This is a genomic window from Pseudoalteromonas rubra (assembly GCF_005886805.2).
GTDB lineage: Bacteria > Pseudomonadota > Gammaproteobacteria > Enterobacterales > Alteromonadaceae > Pseudoalteromonas > Pseudoalteromonas rubra_D.
The window spans coordinates 405,816-420,998 of the sequence record NZ_CP045430.1 but is presented as its reverse complement, the minus strand read 5'-3'; the positions used below and the strand labels follow the sequence as shown (position 1 = coordinate 420,998).

Annotated in this window: 14 protein-coding genes; 5 read left to right on the top strand and 9 right to left on the bottom strand. The window is 46.8% G+C overall.

Going from position 1 to position 15,183, the window contains the following annotated elements:
• Nucleotides 1-8: 8 nt before the first annotated feature.
• Entirely contained in the window at nucleotides 9-1,223 is a 1,215-nt protein-coding gene (locus CWC22_RS21085) for an ectonucleotide pyrophosphatase/phosphodiesterase (protein ID WP_138539085.1), read from the top strand.
• A gap of 140 nt (nucleotides 1,224-1,363) precedes the next feature.
• On the opposite strand, the gene CWC22_RS21080 is transcribed toward CWC22_RS21085, so the two are convergent.
• From CWC22_RS21080 to hutH, 3 genes are all read right to left on the bottom strand, one after another.
• Nucleotides 1,364-1,624 carry a hypothetical protein gene (locus CWC22_RS21080; RefSeq protein ID WP_138539086.1) on the bottom strand — a complete coding sequence of 87 codons (261 nt, stop codon included), beginning with the start codon at nucleotides 1,622-1,624 and terminating at the stop codon, nucleotides 1,364-1,366.
• Nucleotides 1,625-1,938: 314 nt separating this feature from the next.
• Nucleotides 1,939-3,951 (bottom strand): urocanate hydratase, encoded by a 2,013-nt coding sequence (locus tag CWC22_RS21075; RefSeq protein WP_138539087.1) that lies wholly within the window; start codon nucleotides 3,949-3,951, stop codon nucleotides 1,939-1,941.
• Nucleotides 3,952-3,964: 13 nt separating this feature from the next.
• Nucleotides 3,965-5,458 (bottom strand): histidine ammonia-lyase, encoded by a 1,494-nt coding sequence (hutH, locus tag CWC22_RS21070; protein WP_049863724.1) that lies wholly within the window; start codon nucleotides 5,456-5,458, stop codon nucleotides 3,965-3,967.
• A 153-nt stretch (nucleotides 5,459-5,611) separates the two neighbouring features.
• On the opposite strand from hutH, the gene CWC22_RS21065 reads away from it, so the two are divergent.
• The gene (locus CWC22_RS21065) at nucleotides 5,612-6,553 is read left to right on the top strand and encodes a LysR family transcriptional regulator (RefSeq protein ID WP_138539088.1); all 942 of its coding nucleotides are present in this window, start codon (nucleotides 5,612-5,614) and stop codon (nucleotides 6,551-6,553) included.
• A gap of 61 nt (nucleotides 6,554-6,614) precedes the next feature.
• Here CWC22_RS21065 and CWC22_RS21060 read toward each other — a convergent pair whose 3' ends face one another.
• The 3 genes from CWC22_RS21060 to CWC22_RS21050 are packed head-to-tail and all read right to left on the bottom strand — an operon-like array spanning nucleotide 6,615 to nucleotide 7,846.
• The gene (locus CWC22_RS21060) at nucleotides 6,615-7,214 is read right to left on the bottom strand and encodes a hypothetical protein (protein ID WP_138539089.1); all 600 of its coding nucleotides are present in this window, start codon (nucleotides 7,212-7,214) and stop codon (nucleotides 6,615-6,617) included.
• Between the two features lie 3 nt (nucleotides 7,215-7,217).
• The gene (locus tag CWC22_RS21055; RefSeq protein WP_138539090.1) at nucleotides 7,218-7,592 is read right to left on the bottom strand and encodes a hypothetical protein; all 375 of its coding nucleotides are present in this window, start codon (nucleotides 7,590-7,592) and stop codon (nucleotides 7,218-7,220) included.
• Entirely contained in the window at nucleotides 7,589-7,846 is a 258-nt protein-coding gene (locus CWC22_RS21050) for a helix-turn-helix domain-containing protein (RefSeq protein WP_138539091.1), read from the bottom strand. Before CWC22_RS21050 ends, CWC22_RS21055 begins: the two co-directional genes overlap by 4 nt.
• Before the next feature lie 351 nt (nucleotides 7,847-8,197).
• Here CWC22_RS21050 and CWC22_RS21045 point away from each other — a divergent pair, with 351 nt between their 5' ends.
• Entirely contained in the window at nucleotides 8,198-8,491 is a 294-nt protein-coding gene (locus tag CWC22_RS21045; RefSeq protein ID WP_125557506.1) for a helix-turn-helix transcriptional regulator, read from the top strand.
• A gap of 111 nt (nucleotides 8,492-8,602) precedes the next feature.
• Here CWC22_RS21045 and opgC read toward each other — a convergent pair whose 3' ends face one another.
• The 3 genes from opgC to CWC22_RS21030 form a co-directional block, all read right to left on the bottom strand.
• The gene (gene opgC / locus CWC22_RS21040; RefSeq protein ID WP_138539092.1) at nucleotides 8,603-9,709 is read right to left on the bottom strand and encodes an OpgC domain-containing protein; all 1,107 of its coding nucleotides are present in this window, start codon (nucleotides 9,707-9,709) and stop codon (nucleotides 8,603-8,605) included.
• A 754-nt stretch (nucleotides 9,710-10,463) separates the two neighbouring features.
• The gene (locus CWC22_RS21035) at nucleotides 10,464-11,039 is read right to left on the bottom strand and encodes a hypothetical protein (RefSeq protein WP_138539093.1); all 576 of its coding nucleotides are present in this window, start codon (nucleotides 11,037-11,039) and stop codon (nucleotides 10,464-10,466) included.
• Between the two features lie 625 nt (nucleotides 11,040-11,664).
• Entirely contained in the window at nucleotides 11,665-13,104 is a 1,440-nt protein-coding gene (locus CWC22_RS21030) for a coniferyl aldehyde dehydrogenase (protein WP_419144631.1), read from the bottom strand.
• Nucleotides 13,105-13,322: 218 nt separating this feature from the next.
• Here CWC22_RS21030 and CWC22_RS21025 point away from each other — a divergent pair, with 218 nt between their 5' ends.
• Both CWC22_RS21025 and CWC22_RS21020 read left to right on the top strand, forming a co-directional pair.
• Nucleotides 13,323-13,703: a VOC family protein gene (locus tag CWC22_RS21025; RefSeq protein WP_125557498.1), complete on the top strand. Its 381-nt coding sequence runs from the start codon at nucleotides 13,323-13,325 to the stop codon at nucleotides 13,701-13,703.
• A 186-nt stretch (nucleotides 13,704-13,889) separates the two neighbouring features.
• Complete coding sequence (locus CWC22_RS21020; protein ID WP_230090709.1) at nucleotides 13,890-15,110, top strand: ABC1 kinase family protein; 1,221 nt, start codon at nucleotides 13,890-13,892, stop codon at nucleotides 15,108-15,110.
• The last annotated feature ends 73 nt before the right edge of the window (nucleotides 15,111-15,183 follow it).

Here is a 15,183-nt window from a genome sequence, read left to right as displayed (position 1 = left end):
AGGGCATTATGATAAAACATGCGTTACCGGTATTACTCATCTTTATTACGCTGATTTCTACACAGGCCTCGGCAAAAGAGCAGAGCTCTGAACAAAGTGTGGTGATGATTTCACTGGATGGGTTCCGCTGGGATTACATTGAAAAACACAAAGCAAAGAACCTGGCGGCGATTGCTGCACAAGGTGTCAGAGCCGAGTATCTTGAGCCTGTTTATCCAACCAAGACCTTCCCCAATCACCTTTCTATTATTACTGGCTTGCTGCCATCTAACCATGGCATTGTCGGCAATCATTTTTGCGATAAAAATCGTAACCAGTGCTATAAAATGGGCTATGGTCAGGATGACAGTTCCTGGCTAAAAGGGATCCCGCTTTGGAACCTGGCTGAAATGCAAGGGCTAAAAGCTGCTACCTATTTCTGGCCTGAATCAGATGCCCGCATCAATGGTATGACGCCCAGTTACTTTTACCATTACTCACAGCACAGTGATTACCAGCAGCGTATTGATCAGATAGTGCAATGGCTTAAGTTGCCAGCGCAGAAACGCCCACGCTTTGTTGCAGGTTATTTCTCGCTGGTGGATACCATGGGACATGATTTTGGCCCGGATGCGCAACAAACTTATCAGGCTGTCCAGAAGGTTGATAAGCTGGTTGGCCAGCTTGCAAGGCGCATTCAGCGCGAGGTTGAACAAGATGTAAACCTGATCATTGTATCGGATCATGGTATGGCACAGCTGGATCCGGACATGAGTTTGCAACTGTCGGATTTAGGTGTAGAACTGAGTGACTTTATCGTTAAAAACAGTGGCACTCAGGTGTGGTTATATAAAAAGCCCGAAGTCAGTGTAAACCTGGATGAGGTACGCGCTCAGCTGATGCGCAATGCTCGCGGTCGTTATGACATTATCACTGAAGAGACACTCACGAGCCGTGGTGTTACAATCAATGCAACGACTGCCGATATTGTGGTTGAAACTCAGGCACCGCGCTATTTTGCCTATGACGAAAAAGATAAACACTATGGTACTCATGGTTTTGCCATCACCGAGGATATGCACGCAACCTTTGTTGCTGTGGGCCCCGCGTTCAAGCAGGGTACAAAGGTAGGCCCGGTGAAAAACCTTGATATCTATCCTGTCGTGGCGCAGATCCTGGGTCTTGAATTATTGTCTGATATTGACGGCACGGGCGCATCTCTATTACCTGCTCTACGTCATTAATAAATAACAATAGAGGTGTCTCAGGTGGCGTATTTTTTGCCCTGATGTCACCTCTATAGTGAATTTGAACCTAGTTGGCCTTGCCTGGCTATCTTTATTCCTGAGTTACTAACAAGATAACCACAAAATCTGTGGGTAAGTTAGTCAATGTTAGCTAAATCAAAAGGATAGTAGCCTTCAGTTGGTGTGTTCAGGTCGCTTCTTGGCGCCAGTCTTATCTCGCCTGAAGGAGATACGGAGATCACTTGCTGTTCAGTCATCAGGTCTATTACGGCTTGAAGGGTCACATTGTCTGTTTTGATCCCCTGGAGTCTGAGCGCCGATACGGGCAAAGGAGCTGGATGGCAGCTTAACAGGTCTGCGAGGATTAAGCGGTACAAAAGCTTTTCTGCGCGAGTCATAGCGAATAGCCCATCAATATCATAACACAGCTATGTTAGTTCATACTGTCAGGTTCTACCATCTGGATTGTATGAAAAAGAGCCAGAACCTGGCTCATGGTCTGATAATACATGACATAATTGGATAATGTCGTTGTACATATTGCTTGTGCGATGTGGCAGTAAGATGCGTAAACCGTGACAGTTAAAAGTCGTTATAAGGCAAGCTCTACGCAGAGTGTAGATTGAAATGCATGTACTGTGCTTGGTTAAGTGCAGCGGATACGAAAATGGCCACCCTAGGGCAGCCATTTTTTCTTGCTGATTGTCAGCGTTTAAAGCGACAGATTATTTAAAATTTCATCGTCTACGCCATTTGGCAGTGTCACTTTAAGCTTAGGCGTGCGCGCCATTTCGCGTTTAATGGCAAAATTGGCTTCTTCGTTACGAGCCCAGCTACGACGTGCAATACCATTGTTCACATCGAACAGTAGCATAGACTTAAGGCGACGCTCAGCATCGCTGCTGCCGTCCAGCACCATGCCAAACCCACCGTTGATCACTTCACCCCAGCCTACGCCACCGCCGTTGTGGATAGAGACCCAGGTTGCACCACGGAAACTGTCACCAATGACATTGTGAATGGCCATGTCTGCTGTGAAGCGACTTCCGTCATAAATGTTTGAGGTTTCGCGGAACGGTGAATCAGTACCACTCACATCGTGGTGGTCACGACCCAATACAACCGGACCAATTTCGCCGCGCTCGATGGCATCGTTAAAGGCTTTGGCAATTTCCATACGACCTTGTGCGTCAGCGTACAGAATACGCGCTTGAGAGCCAACAACCAGTTTGTTTTGCTTAGCATCTTGGATCCAGGTGATGTTGTCCTGCATCTGCTGTTGGATCTCTTCAGGCGATTCCGCCATGATCTTGTTCAGCACTTCAGCTGCGATGGCATCGGTTTTGTCCAGATCGGCCGGATTGCCAGAGGCACAAACCCAACGGAATGGGCCAAAGCCGTAGTCAAAGCACATCGGGCCCAGAATATCCTGCACGTATGATGGATATTTGAAGTCGATGCCGTTTTCGGCCATCACATCGCCACCGGCACGAGATGATTCGAGTAAGAAGGCATTGCCGTAGTCAAAGAAATAAGTACCACGGGCAGTGTGCTTGTTTACCGCATCAGCATGACGCTTAAGCGTTGCCTGTACTTTTTCCTTAAAGACTTCAGGCTCTTCACGGATCAGTCTGTTTGACTCTTCAAAGCTGATGTCTGCCGGGTAGTAGCCGCCTGACCAGGGGTTATGCAGCGACGTCTGATCTGAACCCAGGTGAATGAAAATATCCTGCTCATAGAAGGTTTCCCAGACATCGACAATGTTGCCGATGTAGGCAATTGACACCACTTCTTCGTTTGCCTGTGCTGTTTTAACACGGGCAACCAGCTCATCCATGTTGTCGATGAGTTCATCTACCCAGCCTTGCTGGTGACGTTTAGTCGCAGCAGCCGGGTTCACTTCGGCACATACTGTAATACAGTTTGCAATGTTACCCGCTTTTGGCTGTGCGCCACTCATGCCGCCAAGACCGGCTGTCAGGAAGATCTTACCTTTCGGGCTGTCGCCTTTTTCAAGGACTTTACGGAACGCGTTCATCACCGTGATGGTGGTGCCATGAACAATACCCTGTGGGCCAATGTACATGAATGAACCTGCCGTCATCTGGCCATACTGAGTGACACCCAGTGCATTGAACTTTTCCCAGTCATCAGGCTTTGAATAGTTCGGGATCATCATACCATTGGTAACGACCACGCGTGGTGCGTCTTCGCTTGACGGGAACAAGCCCATAGGGTGACCAGAGTATATGTGCAGTGTCTGGTCGCTTTCCATCTCGCTCAGGTATTTCATGGCTAGCAGGTATTGAGCCCAGTTTTGGAATACCGCGCCGTTACCACCGTATGTGATCAGCTCTTCCGGGTGCTGAGCAACTGCCGGATCTAGGTTATTGTCGATCATCAGCATGATGGCAGCGGCTTGCTGACACTTGGCCGGGTAATCGCTTACCGAGCGCGCTTTAAGATCATAGTTAGGCTTAAAGCGGTACATGTAGATACGGCCAAAGCTTTTCAGTTCTTCGGCAAACTCAGCCGCCAGTTCCTGATGCCACTCTTTCGGGAAGTAGCGTAGCGCATTGCGCAGCGCCAGTTGCTTTTCGTCGGCTGATAAAATGTCTTTACGCTTCGGGGCGCGGTTGGCGTCAGCCGGGTAAGGCTTAGGCGCAGGTAACTCGCTGGGGATCCCTTGCTTAATTTGGTCCTGAAAACTCAGTGTGGTGGTCATTGTTATTTTCCCCTTAGTTAACCGTAAATGCTTGTGACTTAACCAATGTTACCATGTGATCAATGTCTGGCTTAAGCAGTCTGTCTTCTTCAAGTTTGGCGACTTTGCTGCGGATCAACGCAAAGTTTTCTTCGATCAGGTCTGAGCAGGTGTTAGGGCGTCTGAACTCAATGGCCTGGGCTGCATACATTAGCTCAATGGCAAAGATTTTATCCAGGTTACCCAGGATCTGGTTCAGTTTACGACCTGAAATACTACCCATAGATACGTGGTCTTCCTGGCCCATAGAGGTCGGTACACTGTCTGCCGATGGTGGGAAGCACAGTGATTTGTTCTCGGTAACCAGGGCTGCGGTGGTGTACTGCGGGATCATCATGCCCGAGTTGAGGCCGCCAGAGGTTGTTAATAAGCGCGGCAGACCGTGCAAGCCTTCAAGTAGCAAATAACAACGACGATCTGAAATGTTGCCCAGTTCCGCAGCGGCGATTGACGCGTAATCCAGTACCATGGCCAGAGGCTGACCGTGGAAGCTACCACCTGAGATAGCTTCTTCGCTGCTGATCACAATGGGGTTGTCCGTGACTGAGTTCATTTCAATTTCAGCCAGCTCTTTTAGATGGTTGTAGGCGTTACGAGACGCACCATGCACCTGTGGAATACAGCGCAGTGAGTACGGGTCTTGTACGCGGTCACATTCTTCGTGGTCAGCCATATTTTGAGAATCTTTAAAGAAACGGCGCATGCGCTTGGCCACTTCCAGGTTACCGGCGAAAGCACGGATCTGGTGCAGCTCTTCACGAAATGGTGACTGGCTGCCCTGCATGCCTTCAATACTCATGGCTCCGGCCAGATCCGCCAGGTCCAGCAGGTAGCGCATTTTCGTAAGCGCGGTAATGGCGTGAGACAGGATAAACTGAGTACCATTGATCAGGGCCAGACCTTCTTTCGCGTGCAGCTCCATTGGTTCAAGGCCGTGTTCTTTCAGCGCTTCGGCAGCCGGTACGATTTTGTCTCCCTGCCAGAATTCACCTTCGCCCAGTAAAGGCAGGAATAAGTGAGACAGAGGCGCGAGGTCGCCTGATGCGCCTACGGAGCCTTGCTCTGGTACGACTGGGATCAGATCCAGCTCAATGAACTTTAGCATCCGCTCAACGGTTTCCAGGCGGATACCTGAGAATCCCTGGCTCAGCGCATGGACCTTGGTGATCAACATGAGTTTAGAGATCGGTTTAGCAATTGGTTCGCCAACCCCAACGGCATGGGTGATAAGCAGGTTTTTTTGCAGCAGATTGGTTTCTTCTGGTGAGATTTGCGTGTCGCACAGCGGGCCAAAGCCTGTGTTAATACCGTACACAGCCTCGTCGGATGCGGCCATCACGTCAACATTGCTACGGCTGGTGTTGATTTTATCCAGCGCTTCCTGACACAGCTCGGCTTTAATGCTGCCATCGGCAATGCCGTTGACTGTGTCCAGGTCCAGACGATCGATACCATATCTAAACGTCATTTTATTCTCCTAAATATCATCTTGTTACATGCAGATGTTGTTTTTATCCCGCAATCCTAACTTGCTGTGGTAGTTTTATAAATGCATAATTATCGTAATTCATTCCTATATTATCGAACTAAAAAGTATCGAACTCAATGAGGTGGGTATTTAATGCAGGTACAAGACGTTGATTTAAGGTTGCTGCGGATCTTTGTCGCCATTGTGGAATGCGGTGGCTTGTCGGCTGCGGAGTCGCGTCTGAACATCGGCCGTTCAACCATTAGTTCGCACCTGTCGGACCTGGAAGTTCGTTTGGGTCTGAAACTATGCAAACGCGGGCGCAGCGGTTTTGAGCTGACCGAGCCGGGCAGGGTGACCTATCAGGCATCTTTAGAGCTATTGCAGCAATGCGAAGCGTTTGCCAGCACAGTGGCCAGCTCTAAAAACGAACTTTCAGGGCGGGTTACCATTGCCACCATAGATACTATGGTCAGCGATCCCCGTTGCGGCGTGGCACGGGCCATTTCTGCACTCAAGGCGCGCGGGGGCAATATTCAGTTTGATATCCATGTCTGTGAAGCTCGCGAAGTCGAAACCTCTGTGGTCAACGGGCGCTCTCTGGTGGGACTGGGCGTAAGTCGCCATCAGCTGCGTGGCTTGGATTATTACCCGCTGCACAATGAGTACAACTATTTATATTGTGCGCAGGGGCATCCCTTGTTTCGTTTGGTGGAAAGTGATTTGGTGGAAAATGACCAGAGTAAATCCGGGAGGAATAACGCCGAGTTGGAAGCATTACTTGCCGAGGCTGAGGTGATCACCAGTAACTACCTACGCGATAAAGAGGTGCGTAATGATGGCCTCAACTATCAAAACAGCGCCATTGCCTATCATGACGAAGGCATTGCTCACCTAATTCTCTCCGGCGAGTTTATCGGTTACCTGCCCGAGCACTACGCCAGCTACTGGGTTGATAAAGGCATGTTCAGAGCCATACAACCAGAAAAATACGCCTATCAGATCCCTGTGATGCTGATCACCTCAAAAAGCAATACAGCTTCGCCCTTAGCTGAGGCGTTAATCGAAGAAATAAAGCGGGTGCATGCAAATTAGCATGGTGTACAAAAAACAATGCCAGTCAGTTTTGTTGACTGGCATTAGTCTAATAGTCGGTTTAAGAGGTTTTAGGTTTTTGCGTATGGTTTTGTCTTGTTGATAAAATCATCATAGTAAGTAAAGTTCCGCTGCATAGCGCATATGCAATATAAACCAATCCTTCGAAATTATCGTAAATGATTGTCCAAGACTTCATTTCAAAGTAGGACCAAGCGATGTTTTCCAACAATGCTAGCAGGTTAACGAGCACCAGGTAGAGATAAATCCAATGGAACACTCCGTCAAAGTGAGTCAATTCAATTTGTTTGGACTTTGAAATCATTCGAGAAACTTGAACTCGAAATATCAGCAGTAGTGCAATTGACAAACTAACAATTAATTGGACCCCATAAATAATAGTTCCTTGCAATAACTTATTTTCACTGGGTGTGATGTAGTTAATAAAGCCCTCAGAGAAGGCAATATAACTTGAGCCCGTGAGCACCAGTATAAAACTAGATATGTGGGTCATATTGATGTCTCGAGTGAAAACCCCGAAAACTAGAGATAAGCCTAACAGAGCTACATACATGGGTGTAACCAAAAGCGGATCCCACAGTTGTATGTAAAAAAAAGCTACCGAAATAATACTGAGCAAAATCAAATTAGAGAGTTTCATAACCTACCCTTGTGAGCTTTCTTCTGTATATTTTGGAGGAATATCAAGGCGCGCAACTCTAGGTGGTTTGAATGGCGTACCGCCACCCGATATTGTACTGCAGATATTATTGTCTATCGTGTTAAGGAACACGCATTTCATAGCTGGCTTTTTTGATCCGGTGCCGCCTGTAACTAATGAGCTAGTACCATTGTTTAGTTCTGTGACAGTTTGAGTTCCGAGTCCATCGGGTCGGTAGAGTCCGCAACCCACCACAAACTTTTTTTGCCCACACGTTAAGCTTTTACCAATACTCAGTTCTTGGCTCATACCCTGGCCAGTTAGTTTTACCAGAGAAGCCAATTTAGTTAGAAGTGTGAGTGGGCGTATCTTTTTCATTTTTCGTCATCCTGTAACTTTGACGCATCGTGACGGTTTAAACTGTCACTAATTTGCCTGATTTCATTGAGTAAAGAGCGTGTATCTATTTTGCACAGCATCAGCCAGCGAAACAGCTGCTTGGATTTGATGTCACTGACACCCTGCTCATAGTTACTGATTGTCTTACGGTCGCACTCTAACTTTTTGGCCATCAGCTCCTGGGATATGCCGGCGTTTTTCCTCATTGCCTTTAAATCATCGCCATCAATCACGTCCTTTTTTCCTTTTTTATTGTAATGCGGAGACTTTTCCACATTCGAACGAACATAATCTTAACAAGAAGGTCGCAATGTTAATACAAAAAGGGAACATGTCAAACTGACGCAAGTTAGAGATATCAAGTTATCTCGTTGCAATAGCAACACTAACAGCCGTGCGGGACTGTGAGTTACACGATATTTCTTAACGTTAAAAAGGTCAACAGGGTGTTTACATTAGTTGCGATTTTTCTGACAGTTGAAACCAAGGATACACCTGAAACGGTATTTTTCAGGTGTACTCTTTTAATAAATCAGGTCAGCACTTGGGCAAGCTGACCCTCAAGCGTATAAAAGGATTCGGCGATGAAAAATGATGCGTTTGCCAGAAAACAGCGGATTGATAAATTGATGGGACGATTGCAATGTAACCTGCGACAATTAAGGTATAAAAATAAGCTCTCACAGGCACAGCTGGCAGCCAAACTGAATGTTGACCAATCCACCATCAGCAATTTTGAATCGGGCCGCTCTGTCATGACTATAGAGCAGGTATACGAGCTATATCTGATGTTTGGAGAAGATTTTTCCTGTCCGGATATGCTGTTCGCACAAGCCAAACCGGCAGAAAAAAATGAGGCGGAGTGGCTTCAGGATTAGAGGTGATACCAGAGCACCTCTTTAAGCGAGTCATCTCAGCCTTGCTTTTATATGCCTTATATTGGGTGCGTTAAGTATTGGACTATGTAAACGTCAACTATGTGCGCGATATTACCCGGTTTTCACACTTCGCCTTGCTTCTGGCCTGGTATTCTTACTGCGCGCTCGCCAAAGCTGATCAAGTTTAGCCGGAAGTGCGAGCAAGGCTACAAAGCTGGCGCATACCAACAGATCCCAGTACCAATGTGCAGTGGTGTATTCATGGCTCCATGGCAACAGGAAGTAAATGACTACGCAGTGAAAGGCGAATACGGGCAGGGCGTGCTGCCCGATAAATACCGGGTATCTTAGTGTAAAGAGCCAGGAAAAACGACGGATTAAGTGCATTATCAGATAGACGCTCAACAGTAGATTAAACTGATAGAGTAAGGAGGCGCTGCCGTGGCCACCATAATAGGGCCGCATTAATTGTGGATAGCCATGCTTCAGCAGTAAAAAAAAGCCTATACCGCTCAACAGCAACACCCGTACCGCAGGTGTAAACGTAAAGGTGTGGCCTTTATCAAACTTCAGATAGCTCAGCACAACCCCCATAAAAAAGTAAATCTGCCAGGCGAAAGGATCAAAGTGACTGACGTTTAGCTTGATATCGCTAAACACCAGGCTAAATGGTGTCGTTAAAAATTCTGCCGTGACGAACTGGGCCAGCAACCAGACCAACAAGGAAGCCGTCACGACATACATCAGTTTACCTCGCTTTAGGGCCTCAATTGTAAAAGGCAGAAATATCATGGGCACCAGATAGAGGATCAGGATATCGTGAAAGCCCGGGTGTTCGAGCAGCAACATGGCCGATAAGGCGCTGTGTACTGGATTACTAAACCAGTTAGCTGCATTAAAAAAACCCGACCAGTGCGTGACATACAAAGGAAATAAGAGGACCAGTGAAAAGCAAATCAGGATGGCACTCAAATGAAATCCATAAATCACCAGACAACGCCGCCACACTTTACGTCGCAACTCGGTGCGATTTTTTGCCAGCCGACCATACACCAGATAAGCAACAAACCCGGATAAAAACACAAACCCCTCAGCCGCCGAGACAAACCCCAGCGGAGTGCGGGTAAATTGCGTGACAAAACTGCCAAACAAGTGGTTGCAGGCAATAATGATAAGCAGCCAGCCTCTCAGGCCATCATAGCTTAAATCTCGGCTCATGTTCTCTCCTTAAACCTCAATGACACCATAGGTAAATGGGGAGATTAATTTGCCGATTTACAGGTTGGATATCATTGGCTAGCGATATATTTATTTTTAGGTACAAAACTTATCGTATGGGCCAGCAAAGCACAATTGAGATTCTTTAATATGCCTGCCAGTATTGGGTGAAAATGCGTTGCTAGGCTGCAAACATAATCTCAATACACAATTTGAGAACCTATGTTTTACATTGCAGTGATTTGCCTGGGTAGGCATGATCTCCAATTCAAAGAATAGCTATTTGAGGTGTCCTCAATGGCCTATACCAATTTCACTTAATACCTGTTTAATTTGAAGGAGCAAATATGACGCTAACGGTGTTAAAAATTTCTCATTTAGAACCTAATACCTTAGCCATAGGCTCTCAAATTTTCGCCGCGCCTACATATATGTAGGTGCCTCAGCGATATCGGGACGTGAGAGCGGTGTTATCGACGATATTTTCTCGCCTTAAAATAGAACGCTTAATTAAGCAATTTGGTATTAGGTTTACTGCATTGAGCCGAAAATGGAAAGTATGTATGCAATATAGTGTTGCTCGTCACTGAGTGGCTATTTATTGGATTGGTGGATGGTAATTAGCCTGTTTTTCCAACAGCCAGGGCAACAGTCGTAAGCCAGTCTTGGTTATCAATAAATGATTTAGTGGATTACAGGCGTGGAAGCACTTCAAAGCAGGGAAGCCACAAAGTGTAGCTCCCGATGTTGTTGATTAGTTTTTACATGGCTTTGTTGTTAGTTCGTAGTTTTCATTTTCTGTTTTTACGTACTCGCCATTTTCCTGCTTGATATCGTAAAGTGTGATTGTACATTGTTTTTTGCCATCTATTTTGTCCACATAATATTGTGCTTCATAGTTATGGCCAGCAAGTGGCGTAAAGCTGACTTCTTTCACACAGTATCTGTAGCCATCGATAGGTGTATTCGCACCAGTAACCCAGACGCCCGCAAAATAAAATGAAATAGGTACATTTGCTTCAACTTTTAACTCGGTTTGTTGCTTTTCGTGAACCTCTGAGCGGTACATTGGCATGCCAATCACACGGCCAGCCTGGCGGTCTGCTAGTAAGTTGGCCTTTACTCCCGGAATGGCTATCTCCCCACCATAGATAAAGTTGTGATTAATACACCCCTCCGTTTCATCAATCCATACCGACATGTTGCCGCTATCAAGAGAAACTACGCGAAGTGATGCGGTTTCTTTGTCTGGGGCAACCGTATATCCGACTGTTGTGCAGCCTGATAATGCTGCAGCAATTAGCATACTGGCGGCTATTTTTCTTTTCATTTGTTTATTCCTGTAGCTTTAAAGGGACGTTCATCGAGTGAATAATTTTTGTTAACGGAGCCTGCGAAGTATATATTTAATTATTGCAATTAAGCATAGTTATCCAGTACTGAGTTCTATCAGTGTGCTGCTACCCTTTTTGGCTAGTATCTTTGCTATCCTCAACGTTTTTTCTGCAGGCAGTGGGTGAGTTGAGGAGGCTGATAGTTGTTGGTTGTAAGTCTGTAATGCCTTCCAGATCATCTATAGAGCCAATATCATAAGTCGCGCAGCTGAGATTTTTGATGCGATTAATATCGCAGACCGTACCGCCGGGTGAATAGAGGTAAGTCAGTGAGATCCAAGTGTGTAAATTAGAATCGCTCTAGCTCGAGGCGTGTACATCTGGTGTAGCGTGAGCCGTGAAGTTAGCGCGAAAACCACTAATAGATCTGGTCGCATTTCTTAGCTGAGCCGTTTTCACCGCAGCCAACATCGACTATATCCAGGTCTGAAAACATAGCAACAGAGAGTGTTTCGTCGCGTCGACTCCAGTATCGCAAGTAGCTCCTTACCAAAATGGTACCGAATTCAACACTATCGAATACTTGGTCTTTTTCTGAGTCACCGACGGACGTCAGGGAGATTATCTCAATAAGTACTTACGGAGCACTTTTAACACCCAGTCCCGATGCTTGAGTACAAAGCGGTTTTTAGGTAACCAGCTGCTAGAATACAGAACCGTTTTGGCTTTTGAAAAGGTTAAAAAGCCTTCGTAACCATGGTAATGGCCCATACCCGAGTGGCCTATGCCACCAAAGGGGGCATCGTCGGCAACTACATGCATTGTGGTATCATTAATACTCACTCCGCCACTGTGGGTGTGGGTGATCAGGCGCTCAATCAGTGCTGAATTATTTGACATAATGTACAGTGCCAGCGGACGATGCCTTGCCGTGATGTAGGATATTACCTCATCCAATGTGTCGTAGGTCATAACAGGTAACAAGGAGCCGAAAATCTCTTCTTTTAAAACTGCCATGTCGTCAGAAAGGTTGGTCAGCAGATGAGGGTGAACGCGTTTGCCATCCCCCGGCTCGGGCTGTTTAACGGCGTGCACTAAGGCCCCTTTGGCTTTAGCGTCATCCAGCAGTTGTAATAAGCGAGTATGTTGGCGCTGTGAAATGATATGACTTTGCTGATTCTTGTTAGCGCTTTGCAGGTGGTACTCGGTATAGCGGGCGATAAAAGTATCAATGAATGAATCGAGGCGTGAGGTGGGTACAAAAACGTAATCTGGGGCCACGCAGATCTGTCCGGAGTTTATTGACTTGCCCATAATCACCGCATCTACGGCGACTTTCATATCTATGTCCTGATCGATAATGGTTGGCGACTTTCCGCCAAGCTCGAGCGTGATCGGGGTCAGGTTGTCTGCGGCAGCTTTCGCGACCAACTTGCCCACCGAGGTTGAACCGGTAAAGATCAGGTGATCGAATGGCAGGGCGGTGAAAGCAGCGCCAATGTCTGCGTCGCCTTCCACCAGGTGAACGTGATCGCTAATGTCGTCCAGTACAGTGCGAAGCACCTGATTTGCAGCGGGCGTAAACTCACTCATTTTGATCATTACACGGTTCCCTGCGGCCAGAGCTTGAACTGTGGGGCCCAGCGCAAGGTAAAATGGGAAGTTCCAGGGGGTGACAACACCCACCACGCCCAAAGGCTGATAATGCACTTTCACTTTGGAAGGAGCAAGCATGAGCCCGGCATGACGCTTTGCTGGTTGCATCCATTTTTTCAGATGTTTAATGGCATAATTAATGGTTGCTATGGTTGGCATTATGTCAGCAAAAAACGTATCGAACTCACTGCGATAGCCATAATCTTCGGATAAAGCCTGGTAAATCTGTTGTTCATGATTGACGAGTGCTCGTTTGAGCTTTTTGAGCACAGCAACGCGCTGCGCATAGTCGGGTGCCGGATCACGGCTGTAAGCCGACCGCATTGCCTGAAAATTCATCTCCAGTAATGTGTGCTCAGATACTGTGCTCATGTTCGTCATGGTTGTAGGCCTTGTTTTGGCGATTTTTGCAAAGTGATTTACATGATAATAACGCTGATACAAAGATGTGGGAATAAAAGTGCTAAAATGGGCCAAAATAAATCATTCCGGTTTTTAGGGTAACTGTATTCCTAAAGAGACAAGTCAGCTCGCGCCTTGGTGGGTTTAATATACCGCTCACGAATTGGTGCTAGTTTATATGTGACAGGCACGTCTGCAAACCATGCACTGAGGGAGGGAAAATGATTATAAATCGACTATTTACCAACGTTTGTACAACCAACCTGACTGAATCCCGTGATTTTTACACGTCGTTGTTCGCGTTTGATATCAGGTATGATAGTGATTGGTTTATTCATCTGGTATCACAGGAATCGGGCCTTGAACTCGGGATCATTTTAAAGTCTCACCCCATCGTGCCGGAGCAAGCACAACAAAGCTCGTCTGGCATGTACCTGACTTTTGTCGTGGACAAGGTTAACTCTATCTATGATAGAGCAAAGGTGCTTGGTTATGAGGTAGTTCAGACTCCTGAGGCAACAGAGTATGGGCAAATGCGATTGTTACTTTTAGCTCCTGAAGGAACGCTCTGTGATATCTCATCGCCAATTGAAGCGTACTAGGTATGTCAACAAATAGGCCGATTTTGCCTGCTACCCTGAACGAAATGGTTAAACAGTGCGTATTGTAGGGGTGAATACAAATACAGGAGTAGAGTGTTGAACAACAAATCGCGACGAGTTCCATCCAGTCGCCTGAGCAGGCTGGCACACTTTGGCGGGCTGGCAGGAAAGGTGGCATCCAATGTCATGATTGCCGGTGCCAAACAAGCCTTGAGTGGGCAAAAAACAAGCCGTTCGGAATTATTACTCCAGCCAGGCAACATACAGGCCGTTGCTGACAAATTGTCCCACTTGCGCGGTGCGGCAATGAAGCTGGGTCAACTGCTATCTATGGACGCTGGTGAATTGTTACCTGCCGAGTTATCTGCGTTACTTGAGCGACTGAGAGCGGATGCCGCGCCTATGCCCCATAAACAATTGGTTACGACGTTTGAAAAAGAACTCGGCCCTGATTGGTTGGATAAATTCAGCCATGTTGACTTGAACAGTTTTGCCCGTGCGTCAATAGGGCAGGTACACAAGGCGACCTCTGAGCAGGGTCAGGCACTGGCCATCAAAGTGCAGTATCCAGGTGTTGCTGACAGCATTCACAGTGATGTAGATAATGTTGTGAGCCTGATTAAACTGTCTGGTTTGTTGCCAAAAACCCTAAACATAGCGCCTCTCGTTGAAGAAGCTAAAGTACAACTACTGGCTGAGACTGACTATCTGCAAGAAGCCAAGTCACTCGCAGCGTTTGCAAAGGCGCTGGCACATAATCCACACTTTAAAGTACCAAACAACTATCCCGCCCTGAGTACTCAGCATTTACTGACCATGGAGTTTGTTGAGGGGCAACCCCTGGAAGACATGGCATCTTTGCCGCAGAAAAGCCGGGATGAACTGGCTTTTCGCTTAATTGAGTTGTTTTTCACTGAGATGTTTGAGCTGGGTATGATCCAGACTGATCCGAATCTGGCAAATTATCAATACAATCCAGGCACAGGGCAGATTATTCTGCTCGATTTCGGTGCAACCAGAGCTATTTCGCCGGCACTGAGTCAGGGTTATAAAGCATTGCTTTTGGCTGGTGCTGAAGGCGACTTCCAGGCCTTAAAAGAGGCGGCCTGTGATATCGGATATTTTTCTCAGGATATAGACCCGAATTATCAACAAGCGGTGTTGTCATTGTTTGAGCTGGCAATTTCGCCGTTGCGCGCCGAAGCGCCGTTTGATTTTGTCGCCAGTGGGCTCGCAAAGCAGATCAGTGAACAGGGCAGACAATTGAGCATGCAGTCAAGACAGTGGCACACGCCACCGGTGGATGCTCTGTTTATCCATCGGAAATTGGCAGGATTGTATCTGATTGCTGCCAGGCTGAAGGCTCGGGTTGATCTTCGACCTTTGCTGAGCGAGTTGAACCGCTAACTCAGTTAGGCTTATTGTTTGCAGGTTGTTTTTAATAAAGAAACAATTGAGTCTGCTGTATGGATATTTTATA